Here is a 22,985-nt window from a genome sequence, read left to right as displayed (position 1 = left end):
CTCCGATCCATTCATGAAACATACTTGTAGTAGGTATTAACCTACCACGAGTATGCAAGGTGCATGCGGCCGAAGTGGCGAACCGGCTGGACGGAATTGGCAGACTGGGCCCGTGGGAACCGCGCGCCAATGCTGGCTGACAGATATGGACGGCGTCCTGGTGCACGAGGAGCGTGCATTGCCCGGAGCCGCCGAGTTCCTGCAACGCCTGGTCGAGCGGAAGCGGCCGTTCCTGGTCCTGACCAACAACTCGATCTTCACCCCGCGCGACCTGTCGGCGCGGCTGGCCCGCTCAGGTCTCTCCGTGCCGGAGGCGGCGATCTGGACGTCGGCGCTGGCGACCGCCGACTTCCTCGGAGCTCAGTTGCCCGGCGGGTCGGCATACGTGATCGGCGAGGCGGGCCTGACGACGGCGCTGCACGACGTCGGTTACACGCTGACCGATGTGGCGCCGGACTTCGTCGTGCTCGGCGAAACTCGCACCTACTCGTTCGAGGCCATCACCAAGGCGATCCGGCTCATCCTCGCAGGCGCCCGCTTCATCGCGACCAACCCCGACGTCACCGGTCCGTCAGCGGAAGGACCGACACCCGCGACGGGATCGGTGGCGGCGATGATCACCAAGGCGACCGGGCGCGAGCCCTACTTCGTCGGCAAGCCGAACCCGATGATGTTCCGCAGCGCGCTCAACCGCATCGAAGCGCATTCCGAGAACACCTACATGGTCGGTGACCGGATGGACACCGACGTCGTCGCGGGCATCGAGGCGGGGCTGGAGACCATCCTGGTGTTGACGGGGTCGACCGCCCGTGAGGAGGTCGAGCGCTACCCGTTCCGGCCCAGCCGGATACTGCCGAGCATCGCCGAAGCCATCGAGCTCGTGTGATCTCAGAGCGCGCGACGACCGATGTTCGGGGAGTGAGCCGATGGCCGAGATCGAGCTGATCGGAGTTCCGTTCGACGGCTACGGACGACCCGGCAACCAGGCGCAGGCGGCGGGCGCTCTGCTCGATGCCGGGCTGCTCGACGCCTTCGAGCATCACCACATCGCCGGCCAGTGCGATCTCGATCTGCCGCTGGGAGACCCGTCGCGCGGGCCGACCAGCCTGGTCAACGAGCGGGCGCTGCTGGCGATGACGCGCGCGCTCAATGAGCGGGTCGGGACCGCGGTGAGCACAGGCAGGCTGCCGATCGTCTACGGCGGCGACTGCTCGACGCTGCTCGGCATCGTGACCGGGCTGCGCGATCACGTCGGCGAGGTCGGACTGGTCTTCATCGACGGCCACGAGGACACCATGCCGCTGGACGTGTCAGAGGACGGTGAGGCGGCCAACACCGAACTCGGCCTGCTGCTCGGGCTGACCGGACGCACGCTCGGCGGCGAGCTCGGCGATCGGCTGCCTGCGTTGCGTCGCGACCGGCTCGTCGTGCTCGGGCCTCGCGACGACGCATGGCGCAGGCGGTTCAACGTCGGGCACCCTCGCCGACAACGGCGTGTGGGTGGCGCCGCTTGCCGAAGTCGCCGACGACCCGCACGGTGCAGGGCGCCGCGCCATCGAGCAGCTGGCCGCGCAGGTCGATCGCTGGTGGCTGCACATCGACCTCGACGTGTTGGACCCCGTCGTGTTCCCCGCCCAGGGGCTACCCGACTTTCCCGACGAGCCCGGCGGCCTGACCTGGGATCAGCTCACCGACCTGGTGATGGCGCTGTTCACCACGACGGCGGCGTGCATCGGCGGCAGCATCGCGATCTACGATCCGGACCAGGACCCGAACAGGACCGGAGCGGCGCAGATCGTGGCATTCATCCGTAACGTCGTGGCCCGCCCCACGATCAGTCGCTGACACAGGAGACCCGTGGCCGAACCGATCGACGAGTACTTCACCGCCACCATCGCGGCGATGAGCTCCTCGACGCGCCGACGTGCCGACGACGAGCCGGTGCGGGACGGCTCATCGTTGACGACGCGAGTGTGCCTGGCGCTGTTCGATGTTCAGCTCGGTAGCCGCCATCTCGACCTCGTCGCCCGATGGCTGCGGGCACAGGGCAGGGGCTACTACACCATCGGATCATCGGGTCACGAGGGCAACGCCGCCGTGGCGGCCGCGCTGCGGCCCACCGACCCGGCGCTTCTGCATTACCGATCTGGCGCCTTCTTCCTGGCCCGCGGCGTGCTCGTCGACGGGCGGGAGCCACTGCGCGATGTGCTGCTCGGCATGGTCGCGGCGACGGACGAGCCGATTTCGGGCGGAAGGCACAAGGTGTTCGGCCGCCATGACCTGAACATCATCCCGCAGACGTCGACAATCGCGTCGCATCTGCCGCGGGCCCTCGGCGTCGCGTTCTCGATCGCCCGCGCCCGCAAGCTCGGGGTGACCTGCGCATGGCCCGACGACGCGGTCACGGTGTGCAGCTTCGGTGACGCGTCGGCGAACCACTCCACCGCGGTGGGGGCGATCAACGCCGCAATGCACTCCGCCTATCAGGGCGTGCCGATGCCGCTGCTGTTCGTGTGTGAAGACAACGGAATCGGCATCAGCGTGAAGACCCCGCGCGGCTGGATCGAGCAGAGTTATCGAAACCGGGACGGGTTGGCGTATTTCGGCGCCGACGGATGCGATCTGCCCGCGACGTTCGACGCCGCTACGGCGGCCGCCGACTGGGTGCGCACCCGCCGACGTCCTGCGTTCCTGCACCTGCGGACCGTCCGGCTGATGGCCCATGCCGGCTCCGACTACGAGCCGTCCTATCGGCGGCCCGATGAGATCGCCGCCGACTACGAACGAGACCCGCTGGTGCGCACCGCGACACTGTTGGTGAACGAGGGCGTGTTGACGCCGTCGGAGGTGCTGGACCGCTACGAGGCCAAGCGCGCCGCCGTGCTTGAGCTGGCCGAAGAAGTCATGGACGCGGCGCAACTCGACAGCGCACGGGCGGTGATGGCGCCCCTTGCACTCGGCCTCGACGACGCGATCGCCGCCGCGCCCGCCTCACTGGCAGCATCGGTTCGAGCAGGCGATCCCGACGCGCCGATGACGGTGGCGATCGGGATCAACCGCGCACTCGCCGACATCCTCGACCGCTATCCGGAGGCCATCGTCTTCGGCGAGGACGTCGCGCGCAAAGGCGGCGTATACGGGGTCACCCGCGGACTGCTCAACCGGACGAGTTCGGCGCGGGTGTTCGACACGTTGCTCGACGAACAATCGATCCTGGGTCTGGCGCTGGGCGCAGGCGTATCGGGACTGCTCCCCATCCCCGAGATCCAGTATCTGGCCTATCTACACAACGCGGCGGACCAGATTCGCGGTGAAGGCGCGACGCTGCAGTTCTTCTCGAATCGGCAATACCGCAACCCCATGGTCGTGCGGGTCGCGGGCTACGGCTATCAGAAGGGCTTCGGCGGACACTTCCACAACGACAACTCGATCGCTGCGATCCGAGACATCCCCGGAGTGGTCATCGCATCGCCCGCGCGTCCAGACGACGCCGCGGCGATGCTGCACACCTGCGCGGCTGCGGCGCGGACGGCGGGTGCGGTATGCGTCTACCTCGAACCCATTGCGCTGTACCACACCCGCGACCTGCACGAGGATGGCGACGAACAGTGGCTCGCCGCTTATCCGGAACAGAGCGTTCCGATCGGAGCGGCCCGAACCTACGGCGACGGAACGGATTTGACGATCCTCACGTTCGCCAACGGTCTGCGAATGAGCCTGCGCGTCGCCCGCAGGCTCGAGTCCCGCGGGATCGCGGCCCGCGTGGTCGACCTGCGCTGGCTGGCGCCCCTACCGGTCGAGGACATGCTGCGCGAGGCCGCTGCCAGCGGTAAGACGCTGATCGTCGACGAAACCCGGCAGACCGGGGGAGTCGGCGAGGGCATCCTGGTCGCCCTGCTCGAACACGGCTACACCGGCGCCGTCGACCGGGTCGCCAGCGCCGACAGCTTCATCCCGCTCGGCGACGCCGCGCTCGAGGTGCTGCTGTCGGAGGAGACGATCGAGGCCGCAGCCGTCAAGTTGGCGGGTTAGCGCCGCCGGGTCTCGGTGAAACTGCGGACAGATCGCAAATATCGCCAGTTTCGCGATCTGCCAGCAGTCTCGCGGGGGGTTGAGGACGCGCTTGATAGCTTGAGCCGGTGACTTCTGCCCCGAATGCCGCGCGACCGCTGGCCGGGGTCCGGATCGTCGAGATCTCCAGCTTCGTCGCGGTGCCGCTGGCGGGCATGACGCTCGGCCAGCTCGGCGCCGAGGTGGTGCGGGTGGATCCGATCGGCGGCGCCGCCGATTACCACCGCTGGCCCGTCACCGACACCGGGACGAGCATCTACTGGGCCGGGCTGAACAAGGGCAAGCGGTCGGTGGCGGCCGACGTCCGCTCGGTCGAGGGCCGTGACCTCGTGGCGCGCCTGATCGCCGACAGTGGTGTTCTGATCACGAATGTGGCCGGGCGCGAATGGCTTTCCTACGACACGTTGTCCCAGCTGCGGCCTGACCTGATCCATGTCGAGGTGTCCGGCCGCGCCGACGGCGGTACCGGCGTCGACTACACGGTCAACGCCGGACTTGGGTTCCCGATGGTGACCGGCCCGGCCGAGCTCGCCTCACCGGTCAATCACGTGCTGCCCGCGTGGGACGTCTCATGCGGCCTCTATGCCGCGCTGTCCGTCGTCACCGCGCTGCGCCACCGCGACGCCACCGGGCAGGGCCAGCGGATCTCCATCCCGCTGGAGAATGTCGCGCTGGCGACGGCGGGCAATCTCAGCTTCCTCACCGAGGTGATGGTGAACGGGGTGAGCAGAGAGCGGATCGGCAACTCGATCTACGGCCAGTACGGTCAGGAGTTCACCAGCAGCGACGGCGCGTCGTTCATGGTCGTCGCACTGACCAACCGCCACTTCCGCGACCTCATGGAGCTGACGGGAACAGCCGATACCGTTGCCGCGCTTGCCAAGACAGTCGATGCCGACTTCACCGACGAGGGCGAGCGCTACCGGCACCGCGACGCGCTCACTGGGCTTTTCGCCCGTTGGTTCGCCGCGCACACGGCCTCCGAGGTGACCGAGGCGCTGTCGGCCTCGTCTGTGCTGTGGGAGCGCTACCGCACCTTCACCGAAGTGGTCGACGACGGACGGTTGACGGCCAACCCGATGTTCACCCCGATGCACCAGCCTCGAATCGGCGAATACCTGGCGCCGGGTCTACCCGTCTCGATCAACGGTGACTACCCCAAGGCAGTCCCCGCACCCGCCCTCGGCGACGACACCGGCGGCGTACTCGCCGACTGGCTGGGGCTCAGCGAGTCGGATATCGACCGGCTGACCGAGTCGAATGTCGTCGCCGGTGCGACTCCGAAATCCGGTACCGTCCGATGAGCCGGTTGCTGACCCTGCTCGAACTCGCCCCCGGTGGAGACGACAACAGCTGGATCGGCCCGGCCAGCGGCCCAGAGGGCAAGCGCGCGTTCGGCGGTCAGTTCGTCGCGCAGAGCCTCGGCGCGGCATGCCGCACCGTCGACTCGGACCGGATGCCGACCAACATGCATCTGCAGTTCCTGCGTGGTGGCCAAGCCGGCGATCCCGTCGACTACTCGGTGACGCCGGTGTTCGACGGGCGGACCTCGGCGGCCCGCCGAGTCGATGCCCGCCAGGGCGACCGGCTGTTGACGGCGTCGACGGTGTCTTTCGCGGTGGACCTGCCCGGCCCCGAACACGGGCATTGGGACGGCGTTCCCGGCGACCCGGAGACGCTGCCGGAGACCGGGCCTGCCGGGCCTGCTCCGTCGATGCCGTTGGACGAACTGGACATTCGCATCGCCGATTCGAGCACCGGCGGCGAGTTCGTGCGGCGGTTCTGGTGGCGGGCGACGGTTCCGATACCCGACGACCCGCTGATCCACACGCTGGTGGCCGCATACGTGACCGATGTGTACATGATCGATCCCGCCCTTGTTGTGCACGGGCATTCGATGAAGGCCCGCACTCACCGCAGCGGGACGACCGACTCGTCGATCTGGTTTCACCAGCAGGTCCGCGCGAACGAGTGGAACCTGCTGGAAACCAGGTCGCCCGCCGCCGCGCGCGGGCGCGGCGTCGTTACCGGAACCCTGGTCCGTGCCGACGGCGCTGTCGCGGCGACCCTGGTCCAGGAAGGGCTTATCGCAGAACGGGAACCGAGTCCGCAGTAGCCGCGCCCTCGCTGCGCCCGCGCAGCGAGGTGCGCGTCGCGTCCAGCACCCTGGTCAACGCGACGCCGACCACGATGGCCGCGATCACGCCAAGCAGTGGATGCGCGTCGAACAACGGATACACCTGGTAGTGCGTCAGGTAGGTGTACAGCGAGGCCTCTGCGACCGTGCCCGCGACAACGGTCAACCAGGCCGGGCAGCGAATCGCGGGCAGCCAGATCAGCAGCAGGAAGCCGGCAAGTACCAACACTTCTCGCTGGGTGTTGTCGAAGTAGCCGTGCAGGCTCACGACCAGAACCAGTGTCACCGCCAGGCGCTGCCACACCGTCGACGACTTGGCCGCCGCCCACCCGACGGCGAAGAACCAGAAGGCCAGGATCGTGAACCACGCCTCGCGACCGAAGTGCAGGTCGAACAGGTCGTACCGCAGTGCCAGCCCGATGACCAGGAAGCCGGCCGCGAATGCGAAGGGCCGCCGCCGCTCCAGTCGGTCGGCGACCGGTAACCAGCACACGAAGGTGAGCGCGAGCAGGATCCAGACCAGCACCTCGACGAACCACAGCCGCCCGGCGGTCATGCTGTCGTCGGGACCGAAGAGTTTCTCGACGAGCAGCAGGTTGGTCCAGTGGTAGTCGTTGGTGATCAGCAGCGCGACCGCGATCCATGTCACCGACGGCACGACGATCCACGCGATCGTCTTGCGCAGGTGCGAAACCCGGTCTGTGCGCGATACGGGCGTCAGACAGAATCGGCCGAAGTTGTACCCCGCGATTCCGAGCAGCAGGTGCGCGCCGCCCCACATCTCGTACAGCGTGGCATGCGAACCGACGATCAACACGATGGCCGCCGCGCGCAGGGCCACGCTGGTTTCCAGTGTGGCGCCCAGCCACGGCCAGGACCGGCGCTCCGGCGGCTCGATGTGCTCCAACTCGGCCAGCGACCGCCGTTGCCAGTCGCAGGGGAGTCGGCCCAGCGCCCGCTCCAGCCGAACCGACATGGCCACATAGGACAGCGAATTGCCGCCGAGGTCGACGAAGCTCTGCTCGGGCCGGATCGTGTCCGGGTCGATCTGCAGCACATCGGCGAACAGTGCACGCAGGCTACCGGAGGGTTTCGCCGGTCCGCCGGTGCGCTGTGCCAGGTCGCGGATGGTCTGATAGTCGGGCTTACCCGACGGCAGCAGAGGCAGTTCGGCCATGGACATTACCCGAACGGCGCCGGCCGGAAGACCGGAGGCCGCCATCGTGATGTGTTGCACCGCATGGTCGTCCGAGTCCACCGCGGCGACCACCAGCCTCTCGTCGTCGTCGATGCAGAAGGCCGTCACACCCTGCTCGCTGAGTGCGGCCTCGACCCGCTGCAGATCGATGCGAAGGCCGTACAGCTTGACGAAGCGGCTGCTGCGGCCGATCACCTCGTACAGCCCGTCGGGGTCTCGGCGCGCGACGTCACCGGTGTGCAGTGTGTCGACGGTCTTGCCGAGCGCCAGGTCCGCCGGACCGTGCGCGTAGCCCATCATCACGTTCGGTCCGTGGTAGACCAGCTCGCCCACGTCGGGATCGGACGATCCCTCCAGCGGCTCGAGGGAGAAGGAGCCGCCGGGGATCGGCCTGCCGATCGAGCCGGGGTGCGTCTGCGCGAGCTCTGGTGGCAGGTACGACATTCGGGCGGTGGCTTCGGTGGCGCCGTACATGACGAACAGCCGCCAGCCCTTGCGCGCGCCGAGGTCGGCAAAGCTGCGCACGCCTTCCGGCGCCATCCGGCCACCGGCTTGGGTGACATAGCGCAGATCGGGAAGGTCGGTGCGCTGGAAGCCGATTCTTTCGAGCATCTCGAAGGTGTAGGGGACTCCGGCGAACGATGTGCCGCGGCACCGACGGAACACGGCCCAGAACTCGTCGTCGACGACCGAACGATCGGTGACGATGAGCCCGGCGCCACGAAGCAGGTGACTGTGCACAACCGACAGGCCGTAACAATACGCCATGGGCAGAGTTGTTGCAGCCCTGTCATTTTCGTCGATCTGCAGATAGTCGGCAATCGCGGTGGCGTTGGCGAGCAGGTTGTCGCGCGACAGCCGGACGAGCTTCGGCGAACCCGTGCTTCCCGACGTCGACATCAGCAGCGCGAGGTCCGGATGCAGACGATGGGCGCTGCCGGCCCTGCGTTCGTCGATGCCGTCGTCGCCGATGACCACGTCGGGGTCATAGCACCGCTGGACTGCCGACTGACTACGCCCGGCGGACATCGGCAGCACCACGTGACCGCCTGCCAGCGCACCGAGATAGTTAACCAACGACGACAGGTCGTTGCGCGTCTCGAGCAGTACGAGCCTGCGCGTCGCGCCGAGTTGCGTGGCGACGGCGCCGACCAGCCCGGCGAGTTCGCGATAGCTCAGCGACGTGGTCTCGGTCAGCACAGCGGCCCGGTCGCCGTGGTCGTGCAGACGGTTGACGAGTTCGTTCACCTCAGGGCGACCCCGTTGCCGATCACCTTGATGCGGACCTTGGCGTCGATGGCCGGCGGGTCAAGGCTGTGCTGTCGCACGATGATCGGCGCGATGTCGCCTGTGGGGTCGATGGTCAGCAGCACGTCGTGTCCCAGGAACTCGGTGCCGATGACCGTTCCCATGCCGTCACGGCTTTCGCTGTCCGAGATCACCGTCGCGACAAGCTGTTCGGGCCGCAGCGCCAGAATCGCGGGTCCATCGCCAGTGGAGGTCTGCACCGGTATGCGACCGAGGGCGCATTCGGCGACGCCGGCAGTCACCGTGCACGGCAATGAGATGCAGTCGCCGAGGAACTCGGCCGTGAAGCGGTCGTTGGGCCGACGGTAGACGTCCTGTGGAGCGCCGACCTGGGTGAAGCGTCCGTCCCGCATGACCGCAATCTGGTCGGCGATGGACAGCGCCTCCTCCTGGTCATGCGTCACCAGCAGCGTCGTCACTCCGGCGTCGGTGAGCAACCGGGCAACCGCCTTACGCGTGGACGCCCGCAGCCCGGTGTCCAGAGCGCTGAACGGTTCGTCGAGCAGCATCAGCACCGGCTCGCGCGCCAGTGCACGGGCGAGCGCGACGCGTTGTTGCTGACCGCCGGAGAGCTGGTGAGGTCGGCGCGATGCGAATGACGGCTCCAGAGCTACCGTTTCGAGTAGTTCGGCCACCCGCTTGCGGACTTCGCGGCTGCGGGCGCCGCCCGACAACCCGTACGCGATGTTCTGTCCAACGGTCAGGTGTGGGAACAGTGCCCCGTCCTGGGCGACGTAGCCGACGCTGCGGCGATGGGGCGCAACCGAGCGTTCCGCGCTGGCGACCTGGCGCTCGGAGATGACCACCGTTCCCGCATCGGGGGTTTCGAATCCGGCGACGAGCCGCAGCAGCGTCGTCTTGCCGCAGCCGGACGATCCGACGACGGCGGTGGTGCTGCCGGCGGCCACATCGAGGTCGATGTGGTCGAGGACGGTGTGGCCGTCGAAAGACTTGGCCAGTCCGCGGATGCCGAGCATGGTGGTCACAACGCGGCCACCTTCGTCGACTGCCGGAACAGGATCAGCGTGACAGGGATGGCGAGCACCACCAGCGTCAGGGCGTATGGCGCGGCGGACGCATAGTCCAGCTCGCTGCTGAACGACCAGAACAGCATCGACAACGTCCTGGTGCCGGTGGGTGCCAGCAGCAGGGTCGCCGTCAATTCCGTTGCCACCGCGACGAACACCAGGGATGCGGCGGCGGCAGCGGCCGGGGCGGTGAGTCGGAGGGTGACGCGCAGGAAGGTGGCGCTCGGAGAACTGCCGAGTGACCGCGACGCCTCCTCGAGGCCAACCGGGACCTGGGCCAGGCCCGCGCGGACGTTGACCAGAGCGCGGGGCATGAACAGCAGGACGTACGCAAACACGATCAGCGGCCCCGACTGGTAGAGCGGGCGGACGAAGTGAATGGCCACGGTGACCAACGCCAGCGCGGTGACGATCCCGGGAAGCGAACTCGTGACGTAATTGGCGCCTTCGACGGCGCGCGCCAGCACCCCGTTCGACCGGACGGCCACCCAGGCAACGGGGAAGGCCAGCACCGTGGTCAGCCCAGCCGCCAGTGCGGCCAGAGCGATGGTCTGCCCCAGCGCATTGGCGATCTGGCCGAAGTGCCAGACACTCGTGCCGCCGATCCACAGCCACCGCATGATCGTCCATACCGGCACGGCGATCGCCAAAAGCGCGATTAGCGTGAGGCCGACTGTCGCAGGAATTGCCTTGCGGCGCAGATGAACCGGAACCGCGGCGCGTGGTGCGCCGGCACCGATCCTGGCATACCGTGCCTTGCCGCGGGCGCCCGCCTCGGCCAGCAGCAGCACCAGACACAGCAGGACGAGTACGCCCGCCAGCATGCTTCCCGCCGCCCCGTCGAAGGTGACCTGGAACTGCTGGAAGATCGCGACGGTGAAGGTGTCGAACCTGACCATGGCGAAGGCGCCGTACTCGGCGAGCAGATGGACACCGATCAACAGGCCACCGCCCAGGATCGCCAACCGTAGTTGCGGCAGCACCACGCGGAAGAACACACCCGCCGAGTCGGATCCGAGGGCGCGGGCCGATTCCTCGACGGCCGGATCGAGCCGGCGCAGCGTCGCGGCCACGGGCAGATACATGAACGGGAAGTACGACAGCGTGGTGATCAACACGCCTGCCCACAGTCCATGAAGGGACGGGATCACCCCGACCCAGGCATAGCTGTTCACGAAGGCTGGAATGGCCAGCGGCGCAACGAAAAGCGGGCGCCAGACTGCGCGGCCGGGCAGGTCGGTCCGCTCCACCAGCCAGGCCACCGTGACACCGATGATCACGCACAGCGGCACCGTGACGATGACCAGCGCGACGGTGTTGACCAACAGTTCGCCGACCCGTGGCCGGACCACCAGCTCGAACGCCCTGTCCCACCCGACCGATACCGCCCCCCACACCACGTACCCGAGCGGAATGGCCGTGGCGGCGACAAGAATCGCGACCGTTGCCGAAACCAGCGGGCCGGGACGCGCCGTCGCCTGCGACCGCGAAACCGACGCCGCGGGCAGTGAGACGGGGGGAGCGGGAGCGATCACCTACAACAAGCCCGCCTTCGTCATCAGGTCGGACACCTTCTGTGCGTCCAGCGTCGACGGGTCGACCCTGGGCGCCTGCAGTGAGTCGAGCGGAGGCAGGGCCGCGTTCGCGGGGACGTCGCTGGCGACCGGGTACTCGAAGGAGGTGCCCTTCTCCAGCAGTTCCTGGCCCGCCTTGCCGGTGATGAACGTGATGAACTGCTGCGCCTGGTCGGCCTTCTTGCTGGACTTCAGCACGCCGCCGCCGGACAGGCTGACGAACGCACCGGGGTCTTCGTTCTTGAAGTAGTGCAACGCCGTATTGCCGCTGCCCTCTTTGGTGTTGGCCTGGTCGCGGAACCAGTAGTAGTGGTAGATGATGCCGCCGTCGACCTCGCCGGCGTTGACGGCCTTCATGGTCGCGATGTTGTCGTTGTAGATCTTCGCGTTGGCCTTCATCCCCGCCAGCCACTGCGCGGTCGCCGCTTCGCCCTTGAGCTGAAGATAGGCAGAGACAATGGCTTGGAAATCGGCCTTGGCCGGGGCCCCGCCCCAGCGGCCCTTCCACGCGGGCTGCTGCAGGTCGGTCATGGACTTCGGCAGCTGGTCGGGCGTCAGCCTGGTCTTGTTGTAGACGAATACCGTGCTGCGCGCCGCCACGCCCGTCCACTTACCGGTGGCCGGACGGTATTGCGCAGGCACCTGATCGACGGTGTCGGCGTTGAGGTCGGCGAACAGCCCGGCCTTCTCGACCGCGGCCATTGCGGGAGAGTTCTCGGTCAGGAAGACGTCGGCCGGTGAGGAATCGCCCTCGGCGACGAGTTGGTTGCCCAGTTCGGTGTCGCCGCCCTGACGATAGGTGACCTTGATGCCGGTCTCCTTGGTGAAGGCGTCGATCCACTCCTTCGTCAGCGATTCGTGCTGCGCGTTGTAAACCAGAAGTTCATCGCTGTCACCCGAACCCGAGCAGGCTGTCATTCCGAGTACGACGGTGACAGCCGACACGACGGCGGCGATCCGGCTCCAGCGGCTTCGCATTCAGGCGGTCCTTCCCGCGCCCGCGGGCGCTTTTAGCTGAGGTTTACCTAACGAAGATACCCTTAGCTGTCCGCGCAAACAGCGCCCCGTCAGCTCTAGTCGGTGTCCGCGCTCGGCGACGTTGCTGCCGGCACCGTCGCGCTGCCGGCGGGCACGCAGTCGACAGCCCAGGCGAAGCCGAGCGTGCAGTGGCGGGTTGCGGTGTCGCCGGGTCAGCTGGCGGCGCTCGACGAGTCGTTCCGGTAGCGCACCGCTACATGCGGCCATACCGGCTGCGGACGAAGCTGTAGGCGCCGAACGCCGCGAGTCCGAGCGCAGCCAGGATCAGCAAGATCTTGCCGAACGGCGCTGCGCCAACCGTCTTGATCGCCGCGTCCAACCCAGTCGATTTCGACGGGTCGGATTGCAGCGACGCCATGATCACCAGGACGCCGATTCCGGCCAGCGCCAAACCTTTGGCGACGTAGCCGGTGACGCCGACGGCAGTGATGCCGGTGCCGCCTGAGACGCGCAGGTCTTTGAGGAACTTCTTCGACGCACCCTTGTAGATGTGGTAACCGCCGACCGCGGCGATCCCCAACCCCACCGCGATCAGCAGGGTCTTGCCCCAACCCGATTGCATGAGCTCCGCGGACGTCCCGGCGTTCTGCTGGCCGCTGGACTGTCCGCTGCCCATCGCGAATTTCGCCGCAGAGAAGGCGATCGCGAAGTTGACGATGGCCAGCCCGATCGATTTGGCGCGCTTCCAAGCCGGCGATTCCTCCTTCTGCTGTCCGGAGCGCTCACCGGGCTTGGATCCGACCACCGCCTCGGCGATGCGCCACAAGCCAAGGGCAACCAGTCCTGCGGCGGCAACCCAGAGCATGAGCGTGCCGCCGGGTTGCTTGGCGAGGGTGCCGAGTGCGCCGGACTGGTCCGCGTTACCGCCGCCGGAACCGAACGCGAGACGCAAGATGATGAACGCCACGAGCAGGTGCAGAACTCCGCTGGCCGCGAAGCCGACCCGCGCCGTGTACTCGAACGCCTTGTTATCGGTTGCCCTGTCGACGGCACCGTGGACTGACGTGTTGCTCATGGCGACCTCCTTTGAGGAGCGGAGTACCGCTTTTTGACGCTGGCGAAACCTGTCGGCGACCTGCCGGCCGGATCACGCCCGATCCGACGGCAGCCCCGCGATGTGGTCGAGCAACTCGGCGATCTTCCGGGGTTCGGTGATCATCAAGTCGTGGCCGGTATCGATATCCCACAGTCGTCCGTTCGACTGCTGTCGCAGTCTGTCGGCATTGCGCAACGACATGAATGCCGTCGTGCTGATGTGCGACTGTGGAATCGAATGCAACGCAGCTTCATTCACGAGTTGCAGCGGTTGCTCAAAACATCTCCACGGGTGCGGCGTGAGCCGTGCGCGCATCCACTCCAACGTCAGCGGATCGACGACACCGTAGAACTTCGTCGTCTCGTCGGTGGGAAACAGGCACATCTCGACGCCCTCGACGATCCGGCTGTCCGATCTGGCCGCCGCCATGAACGGCCCCGCGACATCGACCAATGACTGCCCGTCCTTGGGCGGCTTCGCATCCAGATAGACGAGATGGCCGACACGATCGGGGGCGCGGTCGGCCGCACCGGTGATCACCATGCCGCCGTAGCTGTGTCCGACCAGGACGGCGTCGCGCACATCTTCGTAGTGCAGAAGCGCAACCACGTCCTCGATGTGGCAGTCGAGATCGACGTCGGCCCGGAACAGGTGGGCACGCTCGCCCAGCCCCGTCAGTGTCGGAGCGTGGACGTCGTACCCCATGTCCCGCAACACCCGGGCAAGGGGCGCAAAGCACCATCCGCCGTGGCCGCCGCCGTGCACCAGGACGATCGACCGCTTCGGCGTGGCCTCGGGCATGGTCGGTGACCTTACACAGCCGTCAGACCCGCTGCTCCGGTGAATGACGGCGGTTACGTAGGGTCTCACCCAAGGAGCTGACTGGGTGAGTTTGTCGATCGTCTTCGCCGTCCTCTTTTCGGCGTTGCTGCATGCGACCTGGAACTCGTTGGCGCACGCCATTTCTGACCGCCTTGTGGGCTTCGCGCTCATCGGCGTGGCCTGCGCGGTCGGTGGCGGCCTGATGGTGGCGTTCGCAGGCATGCCGCCCGCTGGGGCGTGGCCGTTCATCGTCGCCTCCGCGGCGCTGCACGTCGTGTACAACCTTCTGCTACTGGCCAGCTACGAGCTGGGCGAATTCAGTCAGATGTATCCGCTCGCCAGAGGCACGTCGCCGTGGGTGGTCGCGTTGGTCTCGGTCCTGGTGTTGGGACGCGAACTGCCGATCACCGAACTGTTGGGGGTGTTGGCGGTCTCGGCGGGTCTGATCGCGCTGGTCTTCATCGGTGGTCGGCCGGGGCGCCGGGATCTGCCTGCGCTCATCGCGGCCGTGCTCACCGGCTTGGCGATCGCGTCGTACACAGTGGTCGACGGTCTTGGGGTGATGCACGCGCCCCTGTTCGCATACACGGGATGGTTGTTCCTGCTCCAAGGCCCGCCGATTGCCGTGCTGGCCGCGATCCGCCGCGGCCGCGAGCTGCCCGCGGCGGTTCGTGCATCGGCGGTGACGGGACTTGCGGGCGGGGCCATCTCGATCGTTGCGTACACCATCGTCTTGTGGGCCCAGACCAGTGGCGCGTTGGCGCCCATCGCCGCGCTGCGCGAGACAAGCATCGTGTTCGGCGCCTTAATCGGCGCGGTGTTCCTCGGTGAGAGGCTCGGCGCGCGTCGTGCGATAGCCGCGGGCGTGGTGCTGGCCGGAGTGGTGCTGATCAGCCTGCCGTGACCATCCCGGTGGATGAAATGCGGACTGTGGATAACTCTGCTTCGGCGGTGCCGGGTTGTCCGTCCCGCGCTGCACAGTCATCGCATGACCACATGGACCCGTGCCGAGATCGGCGCGCTGGGTGAGCAACTCGCGGTCGAGCATCTGAGCGCGCTGGGGCTGCGTGTGCTGGATCGCAACTGGCGCTGCCGCTACGGCGAACTGGATGTCATCGCGGCCGACGACGCGACACGCACCGCGGTTTTCGTCGAGGTGAAGACGCGAACCAGCGACCGCTTCGGGGGAGTGCAGCAAGCGGTGACCCCGGACAAGGTCCGGCGGCTGCGCCGGCTGGCCGGGCTATGGCTTGCCAATCAGGCCAATCGCTGGGCCGCGGTGCGCATCGACGTCATCGGCGTGCGCATCGGCAGACAGCGCACCCCCGAGATCAGCCATCTGCAGGCGGTCGGCTGATGGCGCTGGGCAGAGCGTTCTCGGTGGCGGTGCGGGGATTGGAGGGCGAGATCGTCGAGATCGAGGCAGACATCACCTCGGGCCTGCCCGGCGTGCACCTCGTCGGGCTGCCCGACACCGCACTGCAGGAATCGCGCGACCGCGTCCGGGCCGCCATCACCAACTGCGGCAATGAGTGGCCGATGGCGCGGCTGACGCTGGCACTGTCGCCCGCCACACTGCCGAAGATGGGCTCGGTTTACGACATCGCCCTGGCGGCGGCGGTGATGTCGGCGCATGGCAAGAAGGAATGGGAACGGCTCGAAAAGACCCTGCTGCTAGGCGAACTGGCTCTCGATGGACGGGTGCGAGCGGTCAAGGGTGTGCTGCCCGCGGTACTGACCGCGAAGCGAGAAGGTTGGCCGGCCGTCGTGGTCCCCGTCGACAATCTTCGCGAAGCCAGCCTCGTCGACGGTGTCGAGGTGTTGGGCGCTCGAACGCTGGGGCAGCTGCATGCCTGGTTGTCGGGCAAGGCACAGTTGGCCGGCCGGGTCGAGGCGCCGAGCACCGAGCCGGAGCCCGAGGTGGATCTCGCCGACGTCGTCGGGCAGATCCACGCCAGGTACGCCGTCGAAGTGGCGGCCGCCGGTGCACATCATCTAACGCTCACGGGTCCGCCCGGCGTCGGCAAAACGATGCTGGCGCAACGGCTTCCCGGCCTACTACCGGAGTTGTCGCACAGCGAGTCACTCGAAGTCACCGCGATTCATTCGGTCGCGGGTCTGCTGTCGGGCGACACCCCGTTGATCACCAGGGCGCCCTTCGTGGCACCCCACCACACGTCCACTGTGGCGGCACTTGTCGGGGGTGGAACAGGCATGGCGCGACCGGGGGCAGTCAGCCGGGCACATCGCGGAGTGCTCTTTCTCGACGAGTACGCCGAAGTGGGAAACAGTGCGCTCGAGGCATTGCGAACACCCTTGGAAGACGGCGAGATTCGGCTTGCGCGTCGCGACGGCGTGGCCCGGTATCCCGCCCGCTTTCAATTAGTACTCGCGGCCAACCCGTGTCCATGCGCGTCACCCGACCCGCGCGACTGCTTGTGCACCTCCGCCGAAAAGCGCCGATACATGGGCAAGCTGTCGGGCCCGTTGCTCGACCGCGTGGACCTACGGGTGTTCATGCACCGGGAAAAGGCGGGAGCGTTTGCAGCCGAGGCGGGGGAGTCGACCGCGGCGGTGCGCGACCGGGTGAAGGCTGCGCGCGACGCGGCGGCGGAACGGTGGCGCGCGCACGGCGTCCGAACCAACGCCGAAGTCAGCGGCGTCCTGCTGCGGCGGCGTTTCCGGTTGGACCCCGACGTGATGGCTCCGCTGAGAACCGCCCTTGATCGCGGAGTGCTCAGCATCCGCGGCGTGGATCGCACTTTGCGCGTCGCGTGGACGCTCGCTGATTTGCGCGGCCGAACGGCACCAGGAGTCGACGAAGTCAAGACTGCCCTGAGTTTCCGGCAACCCGACGGTGTGCAATGAGTGACGACACGCGACTCGCGCTGGCGTACTTGTCTCGGGTGGCCGAGCCGCCCTGTCCGGAACTGACTACCTTGGTCGGTCGTGTGGGACCGGCCGAGGCAGCGGGCCGGATCAAGGCCGGCGATGTCACCGGTGAACTGGACCGTCGCACTGAAGCTCGTCGCGGGATCGATTGCGCAGCAGAAGATCTTGAGGTGCTTGACCGCCATGGCGGCCGCCTGGTGGCGGCCGACGATGACGAGTGGCCCCTGCTGTCGTTCACGGCGTTCGCAGGCGTGGACCATCGACTGCGGCCACAGGCTCATCCGCCGCTGGCCCTGTGGGTTGTCGGCTCGGCCCGCATCGACGACATGGCCGAACGTGCCGCCGCGATCGTCGGAACCAGAGCATGCACCACATACGGCGAACACGTGGCGGCCGACTTGGCCGCGGGGCTGGTCGAGCGCGATGTGTCGGTGGTGTCGGGCGGCGCGTATGGCATCGACGGCGCAGCGCACCGTGCCGCGCTCGCCACCGACGGTTTCACCGTCGCGGTGCTCGCCGGGGGAATCGACATTCCTTACCCTGCCGGCCACACCGGCCTCCTGCGTCGGATCGGACAGCAGGGCCTCGTCGTCACCGAGTATCCGCCCGGGGTGCGGCCTGCGCGTCATCGATTTTTGACCCGCAACCGACTTGTCGCCGCGCTGTCGGGTGCGACGGTGGTCGTCGAAGCGGGGGCCAGGAGTGGCGCCGCGAACACCGCGGCGTGGGCGCGCGCGCTGGGCCGTTCTGTGTGCGCGGTGCCCGGCCCCATCACATCGGCGGCATCAGTTGGGTGTCACGCACTGTTGTGCAACGGTGCTGATCTGGTCACCCGCGCCGCCGACGTCGTCGAGCTCATCGGTCACATGGGCGAGCTCGCCCCAGAACAACAGCGGCCCGGCTCGCCGCTCGACGGTCTCGGCGATGCCGAGCAGCGGGTCTATGAGGCGCTGCCCGCACGCGGTCGCCGCACGACGGATCAGGTCGCCATTGCGTCCGGCCTCCCGACGACTCAAGTACTGGGACCGCTGTCGATGCTGGAAGTGTGCGGCTTGGTGGTTCGGGACGAGGGTTATTGGAAGCTCAGAAGGTAGGCCACCGAGGAATAGCCGCCGCTCGTATGATTGTTGAGACTGGCTAACGAACCGGTCCTACGTTTGGAGGAGCAGTGGCAGGACGTCCCGTGCACACCTTCGAGGTGTTGCGCACCGAGAATCTCACCCCGCACATCGTCCGCGTGGTGCTCGGCGGCAGCGGATTCGACACCTTCACGCCGAACGGCTACACCGACGCCTACGTCAAGATCGTCTTCGTCCGCGACGACGTCGACGCGGCCACGTTGCCCCAGCCGCTCACGCTCGACAGCTTCAACGCGTTGCCCGTCGAGCACCGGCCGACCGTTCGTACCTACACCGTGCGCAACGTCGACACCGAGCGCCGCGAACTCACCATCGACTTCGTCGTGCACGGTGAGCACGGCGTGGCAGGCCCGTGGGCCTCGGCGGCGACGCCGGGACAGCGCGCCTTCCTGATGGGGCCGAGCGGCGCCTACGCACCCGACCCGGCCGCCGACTGGCACCTGATCGCCGGTGACGAAGCGGCGCTTCCCGCGATCGGCGCCGCGTTGGAGGCGTTGCCCGACAACGCCGTCGGAAAGGTCTTCATCGAGGTTGCCGGGCCGGAGGACGAGATCCCGCTGGCGGCACCCGACGGCGTCGGCGTGAACTGGATATATCGCGGCGGGCGGGCCGACCTGGTGCCCGAGGATCGGGCAGGCGACTTTTCACCGCTGATCGCTGCGGTCAAGGAAACCAACTGGTTGCCCGGTCAGGTTCAGGTCTTCATCCACGGTGAAGCCCAGGCGGTGATGCACAACCTGCGTCCGTACATCCGCAAGGACCGCGGTGTGGAAGCGAAGTGGGCGAACTCGATCTCGGGGTACTGGCGGCGCGGCCGCACCGAGGAGACGTTCCGGCAGTGGAAGCGCGAACTCGCCCAAGCCGAGGAAGGCGCCAACGCCTGAGCCTCGACCTGGCACGCTGAGCCCATGGCGTTCGCTGATTACCAACTCGAGATCTACCTACAGTGCCTGTCCGGCGTACTGCCCCCGCTGCCCATGGCTTTCGCGGAGCTGGAGGCAAAGGCCGAAGCCGCGATGTCGCCGGGAATGTGGTCCTACGTAGCGGGCGGATCGGGTGACGAACGGACCCAGCAGGCCAACGTGACCGCCTTCGACCACTGGGGGCTGATGCCGCGGATGTTCGTCGGCGCCAACGACCGGGACATGTCGGTGGATCTGTTGGGTCTGGCGTTGCCGTCGCCGGCGATGATGGCACCGGTCGGCGTGATCGCGTTGTGCGCGCAGGACGGACACGGCGACCTGGCGACGGCGCGCGCCGCCGCCCGCACCGGTGTGCCGATGATCGCGTCGACGATGTCGGCCGACCCCATGGAGCAGGTCGCCGCCGAATTAGGCGACACCCCAGGCTTTTTCCAGCTGTACACCCCCAGCGACCGCGACGTCGCGGCCAGCTTCGTGCGCCGGGCCGAGGCGGCAGGCTTCAAAGGCATCGTCGTGACGTTGGACACCTGGATTCCCGGCTGGCGACCGCGCGACCTTTCCACGTCGAACTTCCCGTTCCTTCGCGGCCACTGCCTCGCCAACTACACCAGCGACCCGGTGTTCCGCGACAGCCTGCAACAGTCACCGGAGGAGAACCCGCAGGCGGCGATCATGCGCTGGATCCAGATCTTCGGCAATCCATTGACGTGGGACGACCTGCCCTGGCTGCGATCGCTGACCACACTTCCGTTGATCGCCAAGGGCATCTGTCACCCCGACGACGCGCGACGCGCGATCGACGGCGGCATGGATGCGATCTACTGCTCCAACCACGGCGGCCGACAGGCCAACGGCGGCATACCGGCCATCGACTGCCTGCCCGGCGTCGTCGAGGCGGCAGCCGGAGTTCCGGTTTTGTTCGACTCGGGCATTCGCAGCGGCGTCGACATCGTCAAGGCCATTGCGTTGGGTGCCAACGCCGTTGCCATCGGAAGGCCCTACGCCTACGGGTTGGCCCTTGGTGGTGTGGACGGCATCGTGCACGTGCTTCGGTCACTGTTGGCCGAGGCGGACGTGACGCTGGCCGTCGACGGATATCGATCGCTGAAAGATCTCACTCCGGACACGCTTCGGCGCGTCACCTGAGTGCCCGCGCAGGGGTCTGCCACGGTGAGCGGGTGGAGGCGATCCTCGAGGAGTTCGACGAACACCTCGCACTCGAGCGCGGCCGATCTGACCACACGCGCCGCGCGTATTTGGGTGACCTGCGATCACTGTTCGAGTTCCTCGCCGAGCGAACGGCTGACAGCCATCTGAGCAGCCTGAGCCTGCCGGTGCTGCGGTCATGGCTGGCGGCTCAGGCCACGGCAGGCGTCGCTCGCACCACCCTGGCTCGCCGCACGTCCGCGGTGAAGACGTTCACCGCATGGGCGACGCGACGCGGACTGCTGATGACCGATCCGGCAGTACGGCTGCAGGTGCCGAAGTCGCGGCGGACGCTGCCCGCGGTGTTGCGTCAGGACCAGGCACTGGATGCCATGGCGGCCGCCAATTCCGGTGCCGAACAAGGTGATCCGATGGCGCTGCGGGACCGCCTCATCGTCGAGATGCTCTACGCCACCGGCGTCCGGGTCAGCGAGCTGTGCGGCCTCGACGTCGACGACATCGACATGTCGCGGCGCCTCCTGCGTGTTCTGGGCAAGGGCAACAAGCAGCGCACCGTGCCGTTCGGGGAGCCGGCGCAGACCGCGTTGACGGCATGGCTGACCGACGGGCGGCCGGCGCTGGCCACCGCCGATTCGGGACCTGCGCTACTGCTCGGTGCCCGCGGCCGTCGACTCGATCAACGGCAGGCGCGCACCGTGGTGCACCAGACCGTCGCCGCCGTCGACGGAGCGCCCGATATCGGTCCGCACGGTTTACGGCACAGCGCAGCCACCCATCTCCTCGAGGGCGGCGCGGATCTGCGCATCGTGCAGGAACTGCTCGGCCACTCGACCTTGGCCACCACGCAGCTCTACACCCATGTCACCGTTGCGCGGCTACGGGCCGTCCACGACCAGGCGCATCCTCGCGCCTGAGTCGCGATCGCTAAGTGCCGCAGAAGGTTCGGTAGCAGCCGAAGTCATCCGGGGCGGGCTCGGCGTAGCGCTCGAACCCCGGCCGCTGCGTATAGGGGGACGTGACCGCGAGCAGCAGTCGTTCGACGGGGTCCATGTCTCCGGCCGATGCGGCGGCAAGGGCCTCCTCGACGAGGTGGTTGCGCGGGACGTAGACCGGGTTGACGTCGTCCATTGCGTCGGCGTCCGGCCGCAGGGCGAGCCAGCGGGCCACCCAGTCGTCGTCGACTTCGGTTGCCGCGTCGCCACGGGCCGCCGCGCTCAGGTTGCGAAAGAACGATGTGTAGTCGACGTGGTCGCGTTCGAGGTATGCCAGCAGGTCGTCGGCGAGCTCCGCGACGACGGCGTCGTCGACGTCGTCGGGCAGTCCGAGCTTGTGCCGCATTCCTGCCGTCCACGCGGCGGCGTACTGCGGGGCGAAACCCTGAAGCGACTCGGTCGCCAGCGCGATCCCACGCTCCTGTTCCTCTGCGATCAGCGGCAGCAGCGCTTCTGCGAAGCGGGCAAGATTCCAGCCGGCGACCGTCGGCTGGTTGCCGTAGGCGTAGCGACCCCACGAGTCGATGGAACTGAACACCGTCTTGGGATCGAAGGCATCCATGAAAGCACATGGCCCGTAGTCGATGGTCTCGCCCGAGATCGTCATGTTGTCGGTGTTCATCACGCCGTGGACGAACCCGACGAGCATCCACTTGGCGATGAGCCCTGCCTGGCCGGCGATGACGGCGTCGAGCAGCGCGAGATACGGGTTGTCAGCGTCGGCGGCGGCGGGATAGTGCTTGGCGATGGCATGGTCGGCGAGCCGACGCAGAACATCGAGTTCGCCTGCGGCAGAGACGTATTCGAAGCTACCGACGCGCAGGTGGCTTGCGGCGACCCTGGCAAGAACGGCGCCGTCGAGCACCGTCTCGCGCTGCACCTGGCGGCCGGTGGCGACGACCGAAAGGGCGCGTGTGGTCGGAATCCGCAGGGCGTGCATTGCTTCGCTGATCACGTATTCGCGCACCATTGGGCCGACGGCCGCCAAACCGTCACCGCCGCGGGCGAACGGTGTGCGACCCGACCCCTTGAGGTGCAGATCTCGCAGCCTGCCACGGGCGTCGATGAGCTCGCCGAGCAGCAGCGCCCGTCCGTCGCCGAGGCGGGGCACCCATCCGCCGAACTGGTGGCCCGCGTAGGCCTGGGCGACCGGTTCGGCGCCTTCGGGCACCTCCGTCCCTGTCAACAGACCGATCCCGTCGCTGCTTCGCAGCCACGCCGCATCGAGTCCCAGCTCGGCCGCAAGAGACTCGTTGAGTACTAGCAGCCGCGGCGTGGGAGTGGATTCCGCTTGCCATCGCACCGCCAGCTCGGGTAGCTCGGTGGCGAATCGGTTGCGGAGAACAACGGTGGTATCGGGTGCAAAACTCATCCCCATCCAGCGTACGGACGTGTCGAGTCCCTAGACAGCGCTAGCGGTGCCAAGTCACCGGCGTAGCGGCTTGAGGCGAATGGGCGTCGTCACCAGCAGCCCGAGTGGATCGACATAGTTGGCGTTGGCGGCGGGCCCCCACATCGCGCCCCAGTGCAGGCAGGCCGGCGCCGGGCAGCCCTGGTGTCCCGCCGCGAGCTCGCCGAGCTCCGCGCCGGCCGCCACCAGTTGTCCCGGCTGCACAGCAGCCAATACCGGTTCGTAGCTGGTGCGCAGGCCGCCGGGGTG

General features: G+C 67.6%; 21 protein-coding genes and 2 pseudogenes. 14 read left to right on the top strand and 9 right to left on the bottom strand.

Annotation, left to right across the window (positions count from 1 at the left end):
- Positions 1-145 precede the first annotated feature (145 nt).
- Positions 146-886 carry an HAD-IIA family hydrolase gene (locus QOJ24_RS09770; RefSeq protein ID WP_526260798.1) on the top strand — a complete coding sequence of 247 codons (741 nt, stop codon included), beginning with the start codon at positions 146-148 and terminating at the stop codon, positions 884-886.
- Between the two features lie 40 nt (positions 887-926).
- A pseudogene (locus QOJ24_RS09765) lies at positions 927-1,247 on the top strand (arginase family protein); the annotation flags it as partial.
- Between the two features lie 63 nt (positions 1,248-1,310).
- Here the strand turns inward: QOJ24_RS09765 and QOJ24_RS09760 are convergent.
- Positions 1,311-1,478: a hypothetical protein gene (locus tag QOJ24_RS09760; RefSeq protein ID WP_526260788.1), complete on the bottom strand. Its 168-nt coding sequence runs from the start codon at positions 1,476-1,478 to the stop codon at positions 1,311-1,313.
- A 16-nt stretch (positions 1,479-1,494) separates the two neighbouring features.
- Between QOJ24_RS09760 and QOJ24_RS09755 the strand changes: the two genes are divergently transcribed.
- From QOJ24_RS09755 to QOJ24_RS09740, 4 genes are all read left to right on the top strand, one after another.
- The gene (locus tag QOJ24_RS09755) at positions 1,495-1,845 is read left to right on the top strand and encodes an arginase family protein (RefSeq protein WP_526260787.1); all 351 of its coding nucleotides are present in this window, start codon (positions 1,495-1,497) and stop codon (positions 1,843-1,845) included.
- A 12-nt stretch (positions 1,846-1,857) separates the two neighbouring features.
- Positions 1,858-4,032 (top strand): thiamine pyrophosphate-dependent enzyme, encoded by a 2,175-nt coding sequence (locus tag QOJ24_RS09750; protein WP_526260786.1) that lies wholly within the window; start codon positions 1,858-1,860, stop codon positions 4,030-4,032.
- Between the two features lie 107 nt (positions 4,033-4,139).
- Positions 4,140-5,375, top strand: coding sequence for a CoA transferase (locus tag QOJ24_RS09745; protein ID WP_526260785.1), 1,236 nt, complete (start codon positions 4,140-4,142; stop codon positions 5,373-5,375).
- On the top strand, positions 5,372-6,187 hold the full coding sequence (locus tag QOJ24_RS09740; protein WP_526260784.1) for an acyl-CoA thioesterase: 816 nt from the start codon (positions 5,372-5,374) through the stop codon (positions 6,185-6,187). Before QOJ24_RS09745 ends, QOJ24_RS09740 begins: the two co-directional genes overlap by 4 nt.
- On the opposite strand, the gene QOJ24_RS09735 is transcribed toward QOJ24_RS09740, so the two are convergent.
- The 4 genes from QOJ24_RS09735 to QOJ24_RS09720 are packed head-to-tail and all read right to left on the bottom strand — an operon-like array spanning position 6,156 to position 12,294.
- Positions 6,156-8,654, bottom strand: coding sequence for an AMP-binding protein (locus tag QOJ24_RS09735; RefSeq protein ID WP_526260783.1), 2,499 nt, complete (start codon positions 8,652-8,654; stop codon positions 6,156-6,158). The two genes, QOJ24_RS09740 and QOJ24_RS09735, sit on opposite strands and share 32 nt — an antisense overlap.
- Positions 8,651-9,691, bottom strand: a complete 1,041-nt coding sequence (locus QOJ24_RS09730; RefSeq protein ID WP_526260797.1) for an ABC transporter ATP-binding protein — start codon at positions 9,689-9,691, stop codon at positions 8,651-8,653. The genes QOJ24_RS09735 and QOJ24_RS09730 overlap by 4 nt, the downstream gene beginning before the upstream one ends.
- Positions 9,692-9,696: 5 nt before the next feature.
- Positions 9,697-11,277, bottom strand: coding sequence for an ABC transporter permease (locus QOJ24_RS09725; RefSeq protein WP_526260782.1), 1,581 nt, complete (start codon positions 11,275-11,277; stop codon positions 9,697-9,699).
- Positions 11,278-12,294: an iron ABC transporter substrate-binding protein gene (locus tag QOJ24_RS09720; protein WP_526260781.1), complete on the bottom strand. Its 1,017-nt coding sequence runs from the start codon at positions 12,292-12,294 to the stop codon at positions 11,278-11,280.
- Positions 12,295-12,396: 102 nt separating this feature from the next.
- Here QOJ24_RS09720 and QOJ24_RS09715 point away from each other — a divergent pair, with 102 nt between their 5' ends.
- Positions 12,397-12,540 carry a hypothetical protein gene (locus QOJ24_RS09715; protein WP_526260780.1) on the top strand — a complete coding sequence of 48 codons (144 nt, stop codon included), beginning with the start codon at positions 12,397-12,399 and terminating at the stop codon, positions 12,538-12,540.
- Between the two features lie 7 nt (positions 12,541-12,547).
- On the opposite strand, the gene QOJ24_RS09710 is transcribed toward QOJ24_RS09715, so the two are convergent.
- Positions 12,548-13,369: a DUF1206 domain-containing protein gene (locus QOJ24_RS09710; RefSeq protein ID WP_526260779.1), complete on the bottom strand. Its 822-nt coding sequence runs from the start codon at positions 13,367-13,369 to the stop codon at positions 12,548-12,550.
- 72 nt (positions 13,370-13,441) lie between these two features.
- Positions 13,442-14,191, bottom strand: a complete 750-nt coding sequence (locus QOJ24_RS09705) for an alpha/beta fold hydrolase (RefSeq protein WP_526260778.1) — start codon at positions 14,189-14,191, stop codon at positions 13,442-13,444.
- 85 nt (positions 14,192-14,276) lie between these two features.
- Here QOJ24_RS09705 and QOJ24_RS09700 point away from each other — a divergent pair, with 85 nt between their 5' ends.
- The 7 genes from QOJ24_RS09700 to QOJ24_RS09670 all read left to right on the top strand — a co-directional run bounded on the left by QOJ24_RS09700 (position 14,277) and on the right by QOJ24_RS09670 (position 21,247).
- Complete coding sequence (locus QOJ24_RS09700) at positions 14,277-15,116, top strand: EamA family transporter (RefSeq protein WP_526260777.1); 840 nt, start codon at positions 14,277-14,279, stop codon at positions 15,114-15,116.
- 84 nt (positions 15,117-15,200) lie between these two features.
- A complete protein-coding gene (locus tag QOJ24_RS09695) occupies positions 15,201-15,569 on the top strand; it encodes a YraN family protein (protein ID WP_526260776.1) in 369 nt (122 codons plus the stop codon).
- Positions 15,569-17,080: a YifB family Mg chelatase-like AAA ATPase gene (locus QOJ24_RS09690; protein WP_526260775.1), complete on the top strand. Its 1,512-nt coding sequence runs from the start codon at positions 15,569-15,571 to the stop codon at positions 17,078-17,080. The genes QOJ24_RS09695 and QOJ24_RS09690 overlap by 1 nt, the downstream gene beginning before the upstream one ends.
- Entirely contained in the window at positions 17,077-18,198 is a 1,122-nt protein-coding gene (dprA, locus tag QOJ24_RS09685; RefSeq protein ID WP_526260774.1) for a DNA-processing protein DprA, read from the top strand. Before QOJ24_RS09690 ends, dprA begins: the two co-directional genes overlap by 4 nt.
- 74 nt (positions 18,199-18,272) lie before the next feature.
- Positions 18,273-19,127 (top strand): siderophore-interacting protein, encoded by an 855-nt coding sequence (locus tag QOJ24_RS09680; RefSeq protein ID WP_526260773.1) that lies wholly within the window; start codon positions 18,273-18,275, stop codon positions 19,125-19,127.
- Positions 19,128-19,151: 24 nt separating this feature from the next.
- Positions 19,152-20,312 carry an alpha-hydroxy-acid oxidizing protein gene (locus tag QOJ24_RS09675; RefSeq protein ID WP_526260772.1) on the top strand — a complete coding sequence of 387 codons (1,161 nt, stop codon included), beginning with the start codon at positions 19,152-19,154 and terminating at the stop codon, positions 20,310-20,312.
- A gap of 32 nt (positions 20,313-20,344) precedes the next feature.
- Complete coding sequence (locus tag QOJ24_RS09670; RefSeq protein WP_526260771.1) at positions 20,345-21,247, top strand: tyrosine recombinase XerC; 903 nt, start codon at positions 20,345-20,347, stop codon at positions 21,245-21,247.
- A gap of 10 nt (positions 21,248-21,257) precedes the next feature.
- Here QOJ24_RS09670 and QOJ24_RS09665 read toward each other — a convergent pair whose 3' ends face one another.
- The gene (locus QOJ24_RS09665) at positions 21,258-22,697 is read right to left on the bottom strand and encodes a protein adenylyltransferase SelO (RefSeq protein ID WP_526260770.1); all 1,440 of its coding nucleotides are present in this window, start codon (positions 22,695-22,697) and stop codon (positions 21,258-21,260) included.
- Positions 22,698-22,760: 63 nt separating this feature from the next.
- A pseudogene (locus QOJ24_RS09660) lies at positions 22,761-22,985 on the bottom strand (M23 family peptidase); the annotation flags it as partial.

This window comes from Mycobacterium sp. (assembly GCF_032159775.1).
GTDB lineage: Bacteria > Actinomycetota > Actinomycetes > Mycobacteriales > Mycobacteriaceae > Mycobacterium.
This window is presented reverse-complemented; position numbering and strand designations above follow the sequence as displayed.

What these genes read in the sequence shown, in the direction of transcription:
- dprA (WP_526260774.1), top strand. Translation starts at nt 17,077, where the DNA reads ATGAGTGACGACACGCGACTCGCGCTGGCGTACTTGTCTCGGGTGGCC.
- QOJ24_RS09665 (WP_526260770.1), bottom strand. Translation starts at nt 22,697, where the DNA reads ATGAGTTTTGCACCCGATACCACCGTTGTTCTCCGCAACCGATTCGCC.
- QOJ24_RS09695 (WP_526260776.1), top strand. Translation starts at nt 15,201, where the DNA reads ATGACCACATGGACCCGTGCCGAGATCGGCGCGCTGGGTGAGCAACTC.
- QOJ24_RS09770 (WP_526260798.1), top strand. Translation starts at nt 146, where the DNA reads ATGGACGGCGTCCTGGTGCACGAGGAGCGTGCATTGCCCGGAGCCGCC.
- QOJ24_RS09730 (WP_526260797.1), bottom strand. Translation starts at nt 9,691, where the DNA reads ATGCTCGGCATCCGCGGACTGGCCAAGTCTTTCGACGGCCACACCGTC.
- QOJ24_RS09710 (WP_526260779.1), bottom strand. Translation starts at nt 13,369, where the DNA reads ATGAGCAACACGTCAGTCCACGGTGCCGTCGACAGGGCAACCGATAAC.
- QOJ24_RS09675 (WP_526260772.1), top strand. Translation starts at nt 19,152, where the DNA reads ATGGCGTTCGCTGATTACCAACTCGAGATCTACCTACAGTGCCTGTCC.
- QOJ24_RS09740 (WP_526260784.1), top strand. Translation starts at nt 5,372, where the DNA reads ATGAGCCGGTTGCTGACCCTGCTCGAACTCGCCCCCGGTGGAGACGAC.
- QOJ24_RS09720 (WP_526260781.1), bottom strand. Translation starts at nt 12,294, where the DNA reads ATGCGAAGCCGCTGGAGCCGGATCGCCGCCGTCGTGTCGGCTGTCACC.
- QOJ24_RS09690 (WP_526260775.1), top strand. Translation starts at nt 15,569, where the DNA reads ATGGCGCTGGGCAGAGCGTTCTCGGTGGCGGTGCGGGGATTGGAGGGC.
- QOJ24_RS09705 (WP_526260778.1), bottom strand. Translation starts at nt 14,191, where the DNA reads ATGCCCGAGGCCACGCCGAAGCGGTCGATCGTCCTGGTGCACGGCGGC.